We start from the raw sequence: 15,784 nt of genomic DNA, 5'->3' as shown, positions 1-15,784 counted from the left end.
CCGTACCGACCACCGACCAACCGAAAGAGATTCACCATGGCCGTTCCCAAGCGCAAGCAGTCCCGTGCGAACACGCACGCCCGTCGTTCGCAGTGGAAGGCCACGCCGATCCAGCTCGTGAAGACGATCGAGAACGGCCAGGTCACCTACAGCCTCCCGCACCGCGCGAAGGTCGTCGAGGACTCGGCCGGCACGCCCCTGTACATGGAGTACAAGGGCCGCAAGGTCGCCGACGTCTGATCGGACCGAACGCATGACGACAACGTCCGGCGCTGCGGGGTCTCGCCCCGCGGGGCCGGACGTCGTTCGTCTGCAGGGCATCCTCGGGGTCGACATCGACCTCGAGCTGCTCCAGCTCGCCCTGACGCACCGCTCCTACGCCTACGAGCACGGGGGCATCAAGCACAACGAGCGCCTCGAGTTCCTCGGGGACTCGATCCTCGGTCAGGCCGTGACCGTGAAGCTCTACCGGTCGTTCCCCGACCTCGACGAGGGTGACCTCGCCAAGCGACGGGCGAGCCTGGTGTCGACCGTGGCGCTGGCCGAGATCGCCCGGATGATCGGGCTCGGCCGCTACCTGCGCCTCGGCAAGGGCGAGGAACAGACCGGGGGGCGCGACAAGTCGTCGATCCTGGCCGACACCGTCGAAGCCGTCATCGGCGCGACGTACCTGTCGGCCGGCCCGGACCCGGCCACCGAACTCGTGCTCCGCCTGGTCGAACCGCTCATGATCGACCCGGACCGCTTCGGCGCCGCGATGGACCCGAAGACGAGCCTGCAGGAGCTCGCCTCGAGCCGCTCGCTCGGCAACCCGGCGTACCGCGTCACCGAGACCGGCCCGGACCACGACAAGACCTTCATGGCGACGGTCGTGCTGCAGGGTGAGGACATCGCCACCGGCACCGGGTCGAGCAAGAAGGCCGCCGAGATGGCCGCCGCGCTCGACGCCTGGACCCGGCTGTCCGGTCGAGCGGCCTGACCGCGTGCCCGAACTCCCCGAGGTCGAGGTCGTCCGCGCCGGCCTCGAACCCGCCGTCAGCGGCGCGCGGGTCCTGCACGTCGACGTGGTCGACGACCGTGCCCTCACCCGGCACGACGGCCCCGCCGAGGACTTCGCCGACCGACTGACCGGTCGCACGATCGCCGCCGCCGTCCGCCGGGGCAAGTTCCTCTGGATGCCGCTGCGTCCCGAGCGGGACGGGGACCGCCCCGAGGCCCTCGTCGCCCACCTCGGCATGAGCGGGCAGATCCTGCTCGGTCGTGGTCGACCGGCTGCCAAGCACCGGCGGATCCTCATCGACGTGCAGCCTGCGGGCACCGACCGCTCGGGTGCGGCGGAGCCCCCGGTGGAACTCGAGTTCGTCGACCAGCGCACGTTCGGCTCGATGGCGATCGACGCGATGGTGCCGACGATCGACGGGGCTCCCGCCGGGTTCGGCGGGCAGGTCGACGCGATCGACCCCGATGCGGTGTGGCGCCGCTGGGTGCCCGGGCAGGTGTCGCACATCGCCCGTGACCCGCTCGACCCCGCGTTCGACGACGACCGGTTCGCCGCGATGGCGCGGAAGCGTTCGAGCGGCATCAAGCGGGTGCTGCTCGACCAGGGCGTCGTGAGCGGCATCGGCAACATCTACGCCGACGAGTCGCTCTGGGCCGCGAAGCTGCACTACGACCGCGCCGCAGACCGCCTCAGCCGTGCCGACCTGCGAAGCCTGCTCGACGAGGTGCGCGCCATCCTGCGCCGGGCGCTCGAGGACGGCGGCACGAGCTTCGACGCCCAGTACGTCAACGTCAACGGGCAGTCGGGGTACTTCTCGCAGCGCCTGAACGTCTACGGGCAGCAGGGGAAGCCGTGTCCACGCTGCGGCACGACGATCGTGCGCGAGGCCTTCATGAACCGGTCGAGCCACATCTGCCCCGTGTGCCAACCCCGTCCCCGCGCCCGCACGCGTTAGCCTGACGCCAACCAGAGCATCCGGAGACCGCATGTACTTGAAGAGCCTGACCATCAAGGGGTTCAAGTCCTTCGCGCAGCCGACGACGTTCGCGTTCGAGCCGGGCGTGACGTGCATCGTCGGCCCGAACGGCTCCGGCAAGTCGAACGTGGTGGACGCCCTGGCCTGGGTGATGGGGGAGCAGGGTGCGAAGACCCTGCGCGGCGGCAAGATGGAGGACGTCATCTTCGCAGGCACCTCGACCCGCGGTCCGCTCGGTCGCGCCCAGGTGCTGCTGACGATCGACAACAGTGACGGCCTGCTGCCGATCGAGTACTCCGAGGTGACGATCGCGCGCACGCTGTTCCGCAACGGTGGCAGCGAGTACGCCATCAACGGCGAGAACTGCCGGCTGCTCGACGTCCAGGAGCTGCTGAGCGACACGGGCCTCGGCCGTGAGATGCACGTGATCGTCGGGCAGGGTCAGCTCGACAAGGTGCTGCACGCCACCCCCGAGGACCGCCGCGGCTTCATCGAGGAGGCCGCCGGGATCCTGAAGCACCGTCGCCGCAAGGAGAAGACCCTCCGCAAGCTCGACGCGATGCAGACGAACCTGACCCGCCTGTCCGACCTGGCCGGTGAGATCCGGCGGCAGCTGAAGCCCCTCGGGCGGCAGGCCGAGGTCGCACGCAAGGCCCAGTCGGTGGCCGCGGTCTTCCGCGACGCCAAGGCCCGCATCCTCGCCGACGACGTGGTGCGCCTGCGCCGCGAGTTGCACGACCACCAGGAGGTCGAGGCGGGCCGCAAGTCCGAGCGCATCGTCCTGACCGAGCGGCTCGACCAGACCCGGGTGCGCCAGCAGCACGTCGAGCAGAGCATGGTCGGCGACGACGTCGACCGCGCCCGGACCGTCGTGCACCGGCTCGAGAGCGTGCAGGAGCGCCTCCGCGGGCTGTCAAGCCTGGCGAACCAGCGCCTGATGTTCCTCGCGCAGCAGGCCGAGGCACCACAGCAGGGACCCACCGTCACCCAGGAGCAGGTCGCCGGGGTCCGTGCCGAGGCCGACCGCCTCGCCGCCCGTGCCGACGAGATGCAGGGCGGCTCGGCGACGACCGCCCGCGCGGTGCAGGACGCCCGCGCGGCGCTCGACGCCCTGGACGAACGCATCGCCGCCCAGGCTGCCCGGGTCTCCCAGCACGACCTCGAGGCGCAGCGGCTCGCCAGTGCCGTCGACGTCGCCCGGTCGAAGCGCGGTTCCGCCGTCGCCGACCGCGAGCGGCGGGAGCGGGCTCTGGCCGAGGCCGGGGAGCGTGCCGAGCGTGCCGCGGCGGCCCTCGCCGAACTCGGTGTCGATCCGTCCGAGGGGGGCGACGAGACCGCGCTGGCGCAGACCCTGGAGCAGGCGCGCGCCGTGCTCGAACGGACCCAGACCACACGCGACGAGCAGCGCGACCGGCTCCACGCCCTCGAACGCGAGCGGGACGCCCTCGACGCCCGGGTCACCGCGCTCGGCATGTCGATCGAGGTCCGCGACGGTTCGCAGGCGCTGATCGACGCCGGTCGCGCGGGCATCGTCGGTCGCCTGGCCGACAGCCTGACGGTGTCGCCCGGGTTCGAGGCCGCGATCGCCACCGCGCTCGAGGGACTCGCCGACGCCGTCCTCGCCGACGACCGCGGTGCGGCGCTCGACGCCGTCGACCACGCCCGCACTGCCGACCTCGGCCGGATCGACGTCGTCGTCGCCGACGCCGCGTCCGTCCCCGCGGCCCTGCCCGAGACCCTGCCGGCCGGCGTCCGCCGTGCCACGGACCTGGTGCAGGGACCGCCGGCGCTCGCGTCGATCCTGCGGGACACGCTGGTCGCGGAGACCGACGACCTCGACCTGGAGGCCGTGCTCACGGCCGCCCCGCACGCCACGGTGGTCACGCGGCCCGGCGACCTCGTCCGTGCGGTCCGCGTGACCGGCGGCGGGGAGCGCGTGACCTCGCGCATCGAGCTCGTCGCGGAGCGCGACGACGCCGTGACGCGACGCGACGCGATCGCGACCGACGCCGAGGACGCTGCCACGGGCCTCCAGGCCGCGCGCAGCGCCGTCGAGGACGCACGCCGCCGTGCGGACGAGGCCGACGCAGCATCCCGCGCTTACACGCGGGCGAAGGCCGAGTACGACCGCACGAGCGCGTCGACGCGGGCGAAGGCCGAGAACGCCGCGGCCGAGGTCGAGCGGCTGCGTGCCGCGCTGGCCGAGACGGACGGCGCCGTCGAGACCGCCGAGTCGCTGCTGGCCGAGGCCGAGTCGGCGTACCGTGCCTTCACCGACCAGGAGCGTCCCGTGGTCGACGCCTCCGAGCGCCCCGCGCTGCAGGACGCGCTCGAGGCCGCACGTGCCGCCGAGGTCGAGCAGCGGATCCAGGTGGAGACCGTGCGCGAGCGCGTGCGCGCCGAACGGAACCGCGCCGACCAGCTGGACCGCCAACTCGAGGCCGAGCGCGCCGCGGCCGAGGAAGCCGCGCGGCTCGCCGTCATCCGCCGTGGTCAGATCCGGACCGCCGAAGCCGTCCTCGACGACCTGCCCGGGGTGCTCGGTGCGGTCGACCGTTCGCTGGCCGAGGCCCGGGTGCAGCTGGCGACGGAGGAAGCCGAGCGGTCGAAGCGCAACACCGAGCTGCAGACGATCCGCAACGAGGAGCGCGAGCTCCGGGACCGCCTGCAGACCATCACCGACGGCGTGCACTCGCTCGAGATGGAGATCTACGAGAAGAAGCTGCACGTGTCCGGCGTCCTCGACCGGGCGCAGAGCGAACTCGGGCTGACCGAGGCCGTGTTGGTGGCCGAGTACGGGCCGCACGTGCCGGTGCCGGTCGACGTGCTCGTGGACCCGCGGGTGCGTGCGCGGAAGCACCGTGAGGCGGAGCGTGCCGCGGCGGCCGCCGCGGCCGACGCCGCGGGCGTGACCGAGCCGGAGGAAGCTGCGGCAGAAGCAGGTCCCGACACCGACGACGTGGCCCTCGTCGACGCGGAGTCCACCCTGCCCGGCGGCCCGGCCCTGCCCGAGTTCGACACGACCGACGAGATCGACCCCGCCGACGTCGAGACCGTGCCCTACGTCCGTGCCGAACAGGAGCGCCGGCTCAAGACCGCGGAGCGCGACCTCGGACAGCTCGGCAAGGTGAACCCGCTCGCGCTCGAGGAGTTCCAGGCGCTCGAGCAGCGGCACGCGTTCCTCGCCGAGCAGCTCGAGGACCTGCAGAAGACCCGGACGGACCTGCTGACGATCATCGACGAGCTCGACACGAAGATGCAGACGATCTTCGAGTCCGCGTTCAACGACACGAAGGAAGCGTTCGACGTCATCTTCCCGATCCTGTTCCCGGGCGGCTCGGGGTCCATCAACCTGACCGACCCGACCGACCTGCTCGGCACCGGGATCGACGTGCAGGTGAAGCCAGCCGGCAAGAAGATCGACCGCCTGACCCTGCTGTCCGGCGGCGAGCGGTCCCTGGCGGCGGTGGCGCTCCTCGTCGCGATCTTCACCGCTCGGCCGTCGCCGTTCTACATCATGGACGAGGTCGAGGCGGCGCTCGACGACGCCAACCTCGGCCGCCTGCTGACCGTGTTCGAGCGGCTCCGCGAGTCGTCCCAGCTCATCGTCATCACGCACCAGAAGCGGACGATGGAGATCGCTGACGCCCTGTACGGGGTGTCGATGCGGCAGGACGGCGTCTCCGCGGTCGTCGGGCAGCGGGTGCAGAAGCGCGAGCCGGCGGACGCGGTCGCGTAGGCGCCCTGGTCGCGACCACGACAGACGGGAGGCGCGGTGCCAGCTGGCACCGCGCCTCCCGTTGCGTCAGGTGCGTCCGGACAGGACGCCGGGTCGCTACGCGCGACCGCGGATCGTCCGGAGCAGCCAGCCGATGATCCCGAGCAGGATGAGCACGATGCCCACCCAGAGCAGGAGCTTCAGCGCACCGACGAAGATGCCGCTGAAGAGCAGGACGAGGCCGACGATGATCGCGATGATCAGCAGTGCGGGCATGAGGGTCTCCTATCCCTGGAACGAGACCGAGCAGATGCCCGGACCGTCAGGGACGCTACTCCTCGGCGTGCCGACGCGTTCGCTCAGCCGACGAGGTTCTGCACGAACACGTGCGGCGTGAAGCCCGTGAGGTCGTTGATGCCCTCGCCCTGTCCGATGAGCTTGATCGGGATGCCGGTCTTCTCCTGCACGCTCAGCACGAACCCGGCCTTGGCCGAGCCGTCGAGCTTGGTGATGACGAGGCCGGTCACGCCGGCACCCTCGATGAACGCCTGGGCCTGTGCGAGGCCGTTCTGGCCCGTCGTCGCGTCGAGGACGAGCAGGACCTCGCTGATCTCGGTCTGCTTCTCGACCACGCGCTTGATCTTGGTGAGCTCGTCCATCAGGCCGGCCTTGGTGTGCAGACGCCCGGCGGTGTCGATGACGACGATCTCGGTCTGGTCGCGGATCGCCTTCTCGACGGTCTGGTACGCCACCGACGCCGGGTCCTGCCCGGGCTGCGACGGACGGACGACGTCGACCCCGGCGCGCTGGGCCCACGTGGCGACCTGCTCGACCGCCGCGGCGCGGAACGTGTCCGCCGCCCCGACGAGCACCGTGCGGTCGTAGGTCTTCAGGAACTTGGCGAACTTGCCGATCGTCGTGGTCTTGCCGACGCCGTTCACCCCGACGACGAGCACCACGGCAGGCCGCGCGCTGAGCTTCAGGGTGGTGTCGAGCTTGGAGAGCCGTTCCTCGAGGACCTCGCGGAGCATGCGCTGCAGGTCGGCGGGGTCGGTCGTGCCGTACCGGTCGACGCGGGCGTGCAGGTCGTCGATGATCTCCTCGGAGATGTCCGGACCGAAATCGGCGCCGATGAGGGCGGTCTCGAGGTCCTCCCACGTGGTCTCGTCGATCGTCTTGCGCTGGAAGAGGCCGCGCAGCCGTGTGGACAGTGACCAAGAACTCGCCATGCTCCCAGCTTAGAGCGCGGCACATGTCCGCTGTGCCCGGTATGCTCGGGATCACGAAGGGGAGTATTCCCTCTCGGTGACCCCGTCAGTACGGTCCGGAACGATCCGGCCCCGGGGCGCCGGTCGTGCGACACCGGTTCCGGTGCCGTGCGACGGAAGAGACCTTCAGGCCTCGGCGTACCCGCACAGCAGCGGCGCGCCCTACCTGAAGGAAACCGTGGACGTCCCACTCTTCGTCTGGCTCATCACGATCGCCGGCATCGTCGCACTGCTGGTGTTCGACTTCTACTCGCACGTCCGCACGCCGCACGTGCCACACATCCGCGAATCCGCGTTCTGGTCGGCCTTCTACATCGGGCTGGCGATCCTGTTCGGCATCGGGATCCTGGTGTTCGGCGGCGGGCAGGCCGGTGGTGAGTACTTCGCCGGCTGGCTGACCGAGAAGGCGTTGTCGGTCGACAACCTCTTCGTCTTCCTCATCATCATGTCGAGCTTCGCCGTGCCGAAGGAGTTCCAGCAGAAGGTCCTGCTGGTCGGCGTCGCGATCGCGCTCGTCGCCCGCGGCGTCTTCATCGCCCTCGGCGTCACGATCATCGAGAACTTCTCGTGGGTCTTCTACCTGTTCGGCGCGCTGCTGTTCTGGCTCGCCTGGTCGCAGGCCCGCAGCGGCAACGACCACGGCGGCGAGGGCGATTCGCGACTCATCCGGATCCTCAAGCGCTTCATCCCGACGTCGGACCACTACGACGGTGACCGCCTGACCACCCGTGTCGACGGCAAGCGCCTGTTCACCCCGATGCTGCTCGTCATGGTCGCCATCGGCCTGACCGACGTGCTCTTCGCCCTCGACTCGATCCCCGCGATCTTCGGGCTGACGCAGGACGCCTTCATCGTGTTCACCGCGAACGCGTTCTCGTTGCTCGGGCTCCGGCAGCTGTACTTCCTGATCGCCGGGCTGCTCGAGCGGCTCATCTACCTGGGCCAGGGCCTGGCCGTCATCCTGGCGTTCATCGGTGTGAAGCTCGTCTTCCACGCCATGCACGTCAACGAGCTGCCCTTCATCAACGGTGGCGAGCACATCGAGTGGGCGCCGGAGATCCCGATCTGGTTCTCGCTCGGCTTCATCGCGCTGACGATCACCGTCGCGACCATCGCCTCGCTCGTGGTCTCGAAGCGCCGCCAGGAGCGCGGGCTCACCCCGTCGGGTGAGCCGAAGGAGTCGGTCGAGGCCGACGCGAAGTAGTCGTCAGCGCCTGACGGACAGGAGGCGCGGTGCCAGCTGGCACCGCGCCTCCCATCCGTCCGGGCGTCGTCCGGAGCGTCAGACGGCCTGGCGACCAGGGGTCGCGTCGAGCAGGTGGGCCAGGTGCTCGGGAACCGAGCCGCCGCGGGCCACCGTCGCCCGCGCCCACAGCCGGCCCGCCCGGTACGACGACCGGACCAGCGGTCCGGCGAGCACCCCGGCGAAGCCCATCTGCTCGGCGACCCGGCGGAGCTCGACGAACTCCTCCGGCTTGACCCACCGCGCGACGGGCAGGTGCCGGGGCGACGGTCGGAGGTACTGCGTCAACGTGATGATGTCCGTGCCCGCGTCGTGCAGACGCTGCAGGGCATCCTCGATCTCGGTGCGATCCTCGCCCATGCCGAGGATCAGGTTCGACTTCGTGGCGAGTCCGGCGTCGCGGCCCTGGGTGATGACGTCGAGGGACCGTTCGAACGTGAACGCCGGCCGGATCCGCTTGAAGATCCGCGGGACGGTCTCGACGTTGTGGGCGAAGACCTCGGGGCGGGCGTCGAACACCGGGCCGAGCTGGTCCGGTCGCCCGTTGAAGTCCGGCACCAGGATCTCGACGCCGGTGCCGGGGGAGTGCTCGTGGATCGCGCGGATGGTCTCGGCGTAGAGCCAGGAGCCGCCGTCTGGCAGGTCGTCGCGGGCGACGCCGGTCACCGTCGCGTACTTCAGGCCCATCGACACGACCGAGTCGGCGACGCGGCGGGGCTCGTCGCGGTCGAGCGGCTCGGGCTTGCCGGTGTCGATCTGGCAGAAGTCGCAGCGACGGGTGCACTGCGAGCCGCCGATGAGGAAGGTGGCCTCGCGGTCCTCCCAGCACTCGAAGATGTTCGGGCAGCCGGCCTCCTGGCAGACGGTGTGCAGCTGCTTCTCGCGCACCAGGCTCGACAGCTCGCGGAACTCGGGGCCCTGCGTGGCACGGGTCTTGATCCACGCGGGCTTCGTCTCGATCGGGGTCTCGGCGTTCCGGGCCTCGACCCGGAGCATGCGGCGGCCTTCGGGGGCGAGGGTCATACGAGGGTCTCCTGTCGTGCGATCCGGTTGCCGGTGTGCATGCCGTCGAACGCCGCCTGCACCCGGGCAGCGACGCGGTCGGCGACCTCGTCGGCGGCGACCCGGTGTCCTGCGGCCCGCGAGAGCGTGGTGACGCCCGCGTCCGCGATCCCACATGGCACGATCGTCGCGTAGGCCTCGAGGTCGTTCTCGCAGTTGATCGCGATCCCGTGGCTCGTGACGCCCTCGGCGACGTGCAGCCCGATCGCGCCGACCTTCGCCGGCGGCGAGGTCGGCACCCACGCGCCGCTGCGACCGTCGATGCGCTCCGCCGTGATGCCGACCGCGGCGGCGGCGTCGATGATGACCTGCTCGAGGTCACGCACCCAGGCGACGACGTCGAGGGGCTCGGCGAGCCGCAGGATGGGGTAGGCGACGAGCTGTCCGGGGCCGTGCCACGTGATGCGCCCGCCGCGGTCGACCTGGACCACGGGGGAGCCGTCCGTCGGCAGGTCGCTCGGCCGCGTCCGACGACCTGCGGTGTACACGGACGGGTGCTCGCACAGAACGACCGCGCCAGGGGAGCGCGCGGCGACGACGTCAGCCTTCAGGCGCTTCTGCAGTGCGAGGCCCTCGTTGTAGTCGAGCAGCCCGGGCACCCGGACGATCTCGAGTTCCGGCATGGGCGCCAGCGTACGACAGTTTCTGGACTCCGTACATCAACCCGTTTTCGCGGTCGCCGCTTGCATACCCTGATTGTATGAGTATCCTTTCCGCATGAGTACCACGGAGATGCGCGAGCCGACGATGCTCGTCCTGACCGCGCTCGTCGGCGGACGGAAGCACGGGTACGCGTTGATCGGCGAGGCATCCGAGCTGTCGGGCGGGCGGGTGCAGCTGAAGGTCGGCACGCTGTACGCGGTGCTCGACCGCTTGCTCGACCAGGAGCTCGTCCGCACGGCGGGCGAGGAGGTCGTGGACGGGCGCCTGCGCCGCTACTTCGAGCTGACCGAGGACGGCGCTCGGGCGCTCGCCGCTGAGGTGCGGCGCCTGGAGGCGAACGCCACCGTGGCGCGAGCGCGACTGTCGACGTGGCGACCGGGGACGATCCAGATGGGGGGAGCGTCGTGACGACCACGAGGCTGGAGGAGGAGTACCGCGCTGCGATCCGGTGGTACCCGCCGAGGTGGCGACGAGAGCACGGTGTCGCGATGCTCGGGACACTGCTCGACGTCGCGGACGCCCACGGACGCACCCGACCGGCGAGGGGCGAGGTGGTCGGTCTCCGCCTGCACGGCCTCCGCGCCTGGGCGGACTCCGTCGTGCCCTCCGCGGTCCGGGGGATCGCCGCGTCGATCGGGGCTGGGTCGGCCCTCGGGTTCGCCCTCGTATACGGCGTCTTCGTGGTGTGGGGACCCTGGGACGCGCGCCCACTGCAGACCCCCGGTGACTTGCGCACGTTCGGGCCGTTCTGGAACGCCGGGATCCTCGTCGTCGTCCCGCTCGCCCTGATGGCGCTCGCCGCGGCCGTGCGGTCGCGGTGGGGCGTATACCTCTTGGCCGTCCTCGCAGTGCTCGGTGCCGCAGCGGCCTGGCTGCTCGGGCGGTCCGACGAGTCCTGGAACGGCCCGCACTCCACGACCACCGGTGTGACCCTGCTGCTGATCCTGCTCGCGAACTGCGGCGATCCGCGTCACCGCGGCGCGTTCCTCTGGGGACTCGCGGTCGTCGGGGGTGGCCTGGCCTCCTACGCGGTCCTGTTCCCGTCGAGTGGGCGCCCGTTCCGTCTGACCACAGTGACCGACAGTGCGATGTGGACCGTTGTGGCCCCCGCCTGGATGCTCGCGGCCGCCGGCGCCCTGCTTGCGATCCTCGTGGTCGTGCTGCTCGTGCAGCGGCGCCAGGAGTTGGCGGCCTCGCTCTCCATCGCCTGGATACCTTGGGGCGCCGCGGGGGCGATCGCCCTCCGGTGGTTCGCGAACGAACGCACGGACGCGGTGATCATGGTCATCGGGTCCGCAACGCTCGTGCTCGTCTCGCTCACGGTCGTCGCGCTGCGTCGCACGCCTCGCCGTGCGGTCTCGCACTGAGGCGTGGCAGTCCTGATGGCGGGCGGACGACAGTTCCTGGCTCATCAACCCGGTGCTTGACCGCAACATCGGTTGAGCTGCTCCAATGGGCGCATGGATATCCGCCAGGTTCAGCTCGCCACCCGTTCCCTCGACGGCACCGCTCGCTTCTACGAACGGCTCGGCTGCTCGGTCGAGCTCGTCGACGGGGCGGTCGAGGTCGCCGTCGGGTCCACACAACTCGTGTTCCGCGAGCTCCCGGGGATGACCGGCGCGCTCCACCTGGCGATCACGATCCCGACGGGCACGTTCGACGCGGCTGCAGCGTGGGTCGCCGAGATCGCGATCGTGCTGGTCGACGCCGCCGGCCGAGACCAGTTCGACGGCCCGCCGAACTGGAACTCGCGATCGGTGTACTTCGAGGGTCCGGATCAGCAGCTGCTCGAGCTGATCGAGCGCCGCGAACTCGTCGCGACCAGGTCCGCGAGCGCCGCACTCGCACCGGCACACGCCGGCGCCGTTCCGCTCGTCTCGGTCAGCGAGGTCGGCATCCCCGTCCCGGACGTCCTCGGTGCCGTCGAGACCCTGCGCCACGCCGGGCTCGAGCCCTACGCCAACCCGCCCGGCGAGGGCTTCGCCGCGGTCGGTGACGTCGACGGTCTCGTCATCCTGGTGTCGCCGGAGCGGCGGTGGTTCCCGACGGGCGACCGACTTCCGTCGACGGCACCGGTGGTCCTCGACGTCGGGCTGACGGCCCCGGTCGAGCTCGCCGAGGGGGTCGTGGTCCGCTGAGCCCTCCTGCTCTGTGCCGACCGCCCCGTGGGTCCTCGTCAGCGCAGCCGGTCGAGCTCGCCGAGGAAGTACGCGTCCGCTCGGTCGTGCGCGTCGGCAGAGGAGTTCTCGGGCGGCAGGTCGTCGAAGGACCGTGCCAGGTCGAGTTCCGCGTCGACGAAGCGGACGAGGACACCGGGTGGGGTGCCGGTGCCGACCTCGCGCGTCCGCGCCTTCACCGCGATGAGATCCGTCGTGGCGTCGGCCACCGCGCGGTCGACCGTCGACTCGGCGAGCAGCGTCGGCAGGTCCATCGGGGGCGTGGCGCTCTCCCGGTGCTCCCGCAGCCAGCGGAGCGAGGCCGCGGTGCGGAGCACGTAGAAGAAGCGCTTCAGCGTGACCTCGCGCTCGTACTGCCGATCGGCGACGTGCAGGTAGTGCCGGCCGATGCGCCCCCGGTCGGCGACGCTCGCCACGAACGCCAGCAGGCGGTCGCGGAAGCCCTCGTCGCCCGAGTACACGATCGGTGACCGCAGCCACTCGCCGACCGTCGCGTTCCCGTTCACGGCCAGGCGGACCGTCTTGGCGAGGTCCCACCCGTTGACGTCGAAGACCTTGTCCAGCGGCGTCTCGATGACGTCACGGCTGGGCCAGAGCGACAGGTAGTCGTCCGGCCGTCGCACGTACAGGAACCGGCAGTCGTAGTCGCTGTCGGGGGACGGGAAGCCCCAGGCGCGGCTGCCGCTCTCGATCGCCCAGGGGATCGTCACGCCGAGCTCGGTCTGCAGACGCGCGAGGCGCCCGTCGATCTCGGCGACCACCGCGGGGTCGAGCTCCTCGGGGACGGCGCGCATGCCTCGACGATACCGAGCGCTGGACGCCGGATCAGGTGATCTGCTCGTCTACCGGTAGAATCGACGGATCATGGCGCAATTCGGTTCACTCTCCGATCGGCTGACCGAGACCTTCCGCAATCTGCGGAGCAAGGGTCGGCTGACTCCGTCCGACGTCGACGGCACCGTCCGCGAGATCCGGCGGGCGCTCCTCGACGCCGACGTCGCGCTCGAGGTCGTCAAGGCGTTCACCGCATCGGTGCGCGAGCGTGCCCTCTCCGACGAGGTCAACCGCGCGCTCAACCCGGCGCAGCAGGTCGTCCAGATCGTCAACGAGGAACTCGTCGGCATCCTGGGCGGGCAGCAGCGACGGCTCGAGTTCGCGAAGAAGCCGCCGACGGTCATCATGCTCGCGGGTCTGCAGGGTGCCGGTAAGACCACTCTCGCGGGCAAGCTCGGCAAGTGGCTCAAGAAGGACGGCCACACCCCGATGCTGGTCGCGGCGGACCTGCAGCGTCCGAACGCCGTGCAGCAGCTGCAGGTCGTCGGCGAGCAGGCCGGCGTGCACGTCTTCGCGCCCGAGCCCGGCAACGGTGTCGGCGACCCGGTCAAGGTCGCCAAGAACGCCGTCAAGGCCGCGATCGACCAGCAGTACGACACCGTCATCGTCGACACCGCCGGTCGGCTCGGTGTCGACGCCGAGCTGATGAAGCAGGCCGCGAACATCCGCAAGGCCGTCGACCCGGACGAGGTCCTGTTCGTCATCGACGCGATGATCGGTCAGGACGCCGTCAACACGGCCCGCGCCTTCCAGGAAGGCGTCGACTTCACCGGTGTCGTGCTCTCGAAGCTCGACGGTGACGCCCGTGGTGGTGCCGCCCTGTCGGTGGCCAGTGTGACCGGCCGCCCGATCATGTTCGCGTCGACGGGTGAGTCGCTCGACGACTTCGAGCCGTTCCACCCGGACCGCATGGCGAGCCGCATCCTCGACCTCGGCGACATCCTGTCCCTCATCGAGCAGGCGCAGGGCGCCTTCGACGAGGAAGAGGCCCGCAAGGTCGCCGACAAGATCGCGACCGACAACTTCACCCTGAACGACTTCCTGCAGCAGATGCAGCAGCTCCGCAAGGCCGGCTCCATCAAGGGCATGCTCGGCATGCTCCCGGGAGCCAAGGGCATGCGCGAGGCGCTCGACAACTTCGACGAGCGCGAGATCGTCCGCACCGAGGCGATCATCCAGTCGATGACGCCCCAGGAGCGCGAGCTCCCGAAGCTCCTGAACGGTTCGCGTCGTCTGCGCATCGCGCGCGGTGCCGGATCGACCGTCACCGAGGTCAACGCGTTGGTCAACCGCTTCGAGCAGGCCGCCAAGATGATGAAGACCGTCGCTCGCGGTGGCGTGCCGCAGATGCCGGGCATGGGTCCGATCCCGGGCATGCACGGCGGCAAGAAGCAGCAGCAGGGCGGCAAGAAGAAGTCGAAGGTGGGCAACCCCGCCAAGCGCGCGGCCTTGGCTGCCGGCGCGGCGGCTGCGCCGCAGCAGGCCCCGCAGGGATCCGGACTCGGCCTCGGAGGCGCCAAGGGCGGCAAGGCACCGACCGAGGAAGAGCTCGCGAGCCTGCAGAAGTTCCTGGGTCGCTAGTCGCGACCACCTGACGGACGGGAGGCCCGGTGCCAGCTGGCACCGGGCCTCCCGTCCGTCGTCTGGTCGCGGCTAGAGCGCGTCGCGGAACTCGCTGACCAGGTGGCGGACGACCTCGCGCAGGTCGCCACCGTTCTCCCGCGCGACCTGCAGCTGCCGCTGGTACGAGGCGCCGCGCTCGATCATGGTGTCGAGGTGGTGCAGTTCGTCCTGGCAGCCGAGCCGCTCGGCGATCGGGTCGAGCCGCTGCACCAGGTCGTGCACCTCGTCGGTCACGAGCCGCTCGTCGCCGGCGACGTTCGTGATGATCTCGGCCTCCATGCCGTAGCGGGCCGCGCGCCACTTGTTCTCGCGGATGAACCAGGGCTGCATCGTGGGCAGGGTCTCACCGGCGTCGAGCCGGTCCGAGCAGGCGGTCACCAGGCACTGCACGAGCGCGGTGACGGCGCCGACCTCGTGCAGGGTCGAGATGCCGTCGGACACCCGGTTCTCCAGGGTGCCCCAGCCCGGCGACGGTCGGATGTCCCACCGCAGGTCCTTCACCCCGTCGATGACGCCGGTGTGCGTGAGGTCGCCGACGACCTCTTCGAAGTTCGCCCAGGCGCCGAGCTGCGGCGGGAGCCCGCCGGTCGGGAGCTGCTGGAACATGAGTGCGCGGTTCGAGGCGTACCCGGTGTCGGTGCCGCCCCAGAACGGGCTCGACGCGGTGAACGCCTGCAGGTGCGGGACGTAGGCGAGCATCGCGTTCATGATCGGCACGGCCTTGTCGCGGTCGTCGATGCCGACGTGCACGTGCACGCCCCAGATGAGCATCTGGCGTCCCCACCAGCGGGTGCGGTCGATGAGGGTCGTGTAGTGCTCGCTGTCCGGGGTGATCTCCTGCTGGTCCCACACCGCGAACGGGTGCGTGCCGGAGCACATCACCTGGGCGTCGAGCGGCTCGGCGGCGTCGATGACCTCGCCGATGATGCCGGACAGCTCGCTCGTCGCAGCCCCCACGCGGTCGTGGACGCTCGAGACGACCTCGACCGTGTTCGTCAGGAGTTCCTCGGTGACGCGGTCGTGGTCACCGAGCCGCTCGTGCACGGCGGCGATGACGGCGGGGGCGCGGGGAGCGAGGTCGCCGGTCGCCCGGTCGACCAGGGGGAGTTCCCACTCGACGCCGATGGTCGACGGGCGGGACTCGGTGAAGCGGATGTCCATGCCGTCCATCCTGCCCGGGTCCTTGTCGGACACGCACAACGAAGCACTGTCCCGATCGT

General features: G+C 70.6%; 15 protein-coding genes. 9 read left to right on the top strand and 6 right to left on the bottom strand.

The genetic code is table 11. From position 1 onward, the window contains the following. Window positions 1-36: 36 nt before the first annotated feature. The 4 genes from rpmF to Q9R26_RS09230 are packed head-to-tail and all read left to right on the top strand — an operon-like array spanning window position 37 to window position 5,715. Window positions 37-240: a 50S ribosomal protein L32 gene (gene rpmF / locus Q9R26_RS09245; RefSeq protein ID WP_017888273.1), complete on the top strand. Its 204-nt coding sequence runs from the start codon at window positions 37-39 to the stop codon at window positions 238-240. A 13-nt stretch (window positions 241-253) separates the two neighbouring features. Beyond that, a complete protein-coding gene (gene rnc / locus Q9R26_RS09240; protein ID WP_247738016.1) occupies window positions 254-979 on the top strand; it encodes a ribonuclease III in 726 nt (241 codons plus the stop codon). Between the two features lie 4 nt (window positions 980-983). Next, window positions 984-1,955: a bifunctional DNA-formamidopyrimidine glycosylase/DNA-(apurinic or apyrimidinic site) lyase gene (mutM, locus tag Q9R26_RS09235; protein ID WP_311227101.1), complete on the top strand. Its 972-nt coding sequence runs from the start codon at window positions 984-986 to the stop codon at window positions 1,953-1,955. Between the two features lie 31 nt (window positions 1,956-1,986). After that, window positions 1,987-5,715 (top strand): AAA family ATPase, encoded by a 3,729-nt coding sequence (locus Q9R26_RS09230; RefSeq protein ID WP_311227100.1) that lies wholly within the window; start codon window positions 1,987-1,989, stop codon window positions 5,713-5,715. Between the two features lie 96 nt (window positions 5,716-5,811). Here Q9R26_RS09230 and Q9R26_RS09225 read toward each other — a convergent pair whose 3' ends face one another. Together Q9R26_RS09225 and ftsY are read right to left on the bottom strand one after the other, a co-directional pair. Beyond that, window positions 5,812-5,970, bottom strand: coding sequence for a hypothetical protein (locus tag Q9R26_RS09225; protein ID WP_017888269.1), 159 nt, complete (start codon window positions 5,968-5,970; stop codon window positions 5,812-5,814). A gap of 83 nt (window positions 5,971-6,053) precedes the next feature. Continuing rightward, on the bottom strand, window positions 6,054-6,923 hold the full coding sequence (gene ftsY, locus Q9R26_RS09220; RefSeq protein ID WP_182065592.1) for a signal recognition particle-docking protein FtsY: 870 nt from the start codon (window positions 6,921-6,923) through the stop codon (window positions 6,054-6,056). Between the two features lie 217 nt (window positions 6,924-7,140). Here ftsY and Q9R26_RS09215 point away from each other — a divergent pair, with 217 nt between their 5' ends. Next, window positions 7,141-8,166 (top strand): TerC family protein, encoded by a 1,026-nt coding sequence (locus tag Q9R26_RS09215; RefSeq protein WP_311227099.1) that lies wholly within the window; start codon window positions 7,141-7,143, stop codon window positions 8,164-8,166. A gap of 78 nt (window positions 8,167-8,244) precedes the next feature. Here the strand turns inward: Q9R26_RS09215 and lipA are convergent, their stop codons facing one another. Then, window positions 8,245-9,228 carry a lipoyl synthase gene (gene lipA / locus Q9R26_RS09210; RefSeq protein ID WP_311227098.1) on the bottom strand — a complete coding sequence of 328 codons (984 nt, stop codon included), beginning with the start codon at window positions 9,226-9,228 and terminating at the stop codon, window positions 8,245-8,247. Beyond that, complete coding sequence (lipB, locus tag Q9R26_RS09205) at window positions 9,225-9,890, bottom strand: lipoyl(octanoyl) transferase LipB (RefSeq protein ID WP_311227097.1); 666 nt, start codon at window positions 9,888-9,890, stop codon at window positions 9,225-9,227. Before lipB ends, lipA begins: the two co-directional genes overlap by 4 nt. A 94-nt stretch (window positions 9,891-9,984) precedes the next feature. Here lipB and Q9R26_RS09200 point away from each other — a divergent pair, with 94 nt between their 5' ends. The 3 genes from Q9R26_RS09200 to Q9R26_RS09190 all read left to right on the top strand — a co-directional run bounded on the left by Q9R26_RS09200 (window position 9,985) and on the right by Q9R26_RS09190 (window position 12,068). After that, entirely contained in the window at window positions 9,985-10,338 is a 354-nt protein-coding gene (locus Q9R26_RS09200; RefSeq protein WP_262138431.1) for a PadR family transcriptional regulator, read from the top strand. An 80-nt stretch (window positions 10,339-10,418) separates the two neighbouring features. Beyond that, window positions 10,419-11,297 carry a hypothetical protein gene (locus tag Q9R26_RS09195; RefSeq protein ID WP_262138430.1) on the top strand — a complete coding sequence of 293 codons (879 nt, stop codon included), beginning with the start codon at window positions 10,419-10,421 and terminating at the stop codon, window positions 11,295-11,297. Window positions 11,298-11,390: 93 nt separating this feature from the next. Beyond that, the gene (locus tag Q9R26_RS09190; protein ID WP_182065598.1) at window positions 11,391-12,068 is read left to right on the top strand and encodes a hypothetical protein; all 678 of its coding nucleotides are present in this window, start codon (window positions 11,391-11,393) and stop codon (window positions 12,066-12,068) included. Between the two features lie 38 nt (window positions 12,069-12,106). On the opposite strand, the gene Q9R26_RS09185 is transcribed toward Q9R26_RS09190, so the two are convergent. Beyond that, window positions 12,107-12,901, bottom strand: a complete 795-nt coding sequence (locus Q9R26_RS09185; protein ID WP_311227096.1) for a nucleotidyltransferase domain-containing protein — start codon at window positions 12,899-12,901, stop codon at window positions 12,107-12,109. Between the two features lie 70 nt (window positions 12,902-12,971). Here Q9R26_RS09185 and ffh point away from each other — a divergent pair, with 70 nt between their 5' ends. Next, window positions 12,972-14,522 carry a signal recognition particle protein gene (ffh, locus tag Q9R26_RS09180; protein ID WP_182065600.1) on the top strand — a complete coding sequence of 517 codons (1,551 nt, stop codon included), beginning with the start codon at window positions 12,972-12,974 and terminating at the stop codon, window positions 14,520-14,522. Window positions 14,523-14,594: 72 nt separating this feature from the next. Here ffh and Q9R26_RS09175 read toward each other — a convergent pair whose 3' ends face one another. Then, window positions 14,595-15,734 (bottom strand): glutamate--cysteine ligase, encoded by a 1,140-nt coding sequence (locus Q9R26_RS09175; RefSeq protein ID WP_311227129.1) that lies wholly within the window; start codon window positions 15,732-15,734, stop codon window positions 14,595-14,597. Between the last annotated feature and the right edge of the window lie 50 nt (window positions 15,735-15,784).

Origin of the sequence: Curtobacterium sp. BRB10 (genome assembly GCF_031844325.1) — a bacterium.
Lineage (GTDB): Bacteria > Actinomycetota > Actinomycetes > Actinomycetales > Microbacteriaceae > Curtobacterium > Curtobacterium poinsettiae_A.
This window is presented reverse-complemented; position numbering and strand designations above follow the sequence as displayed.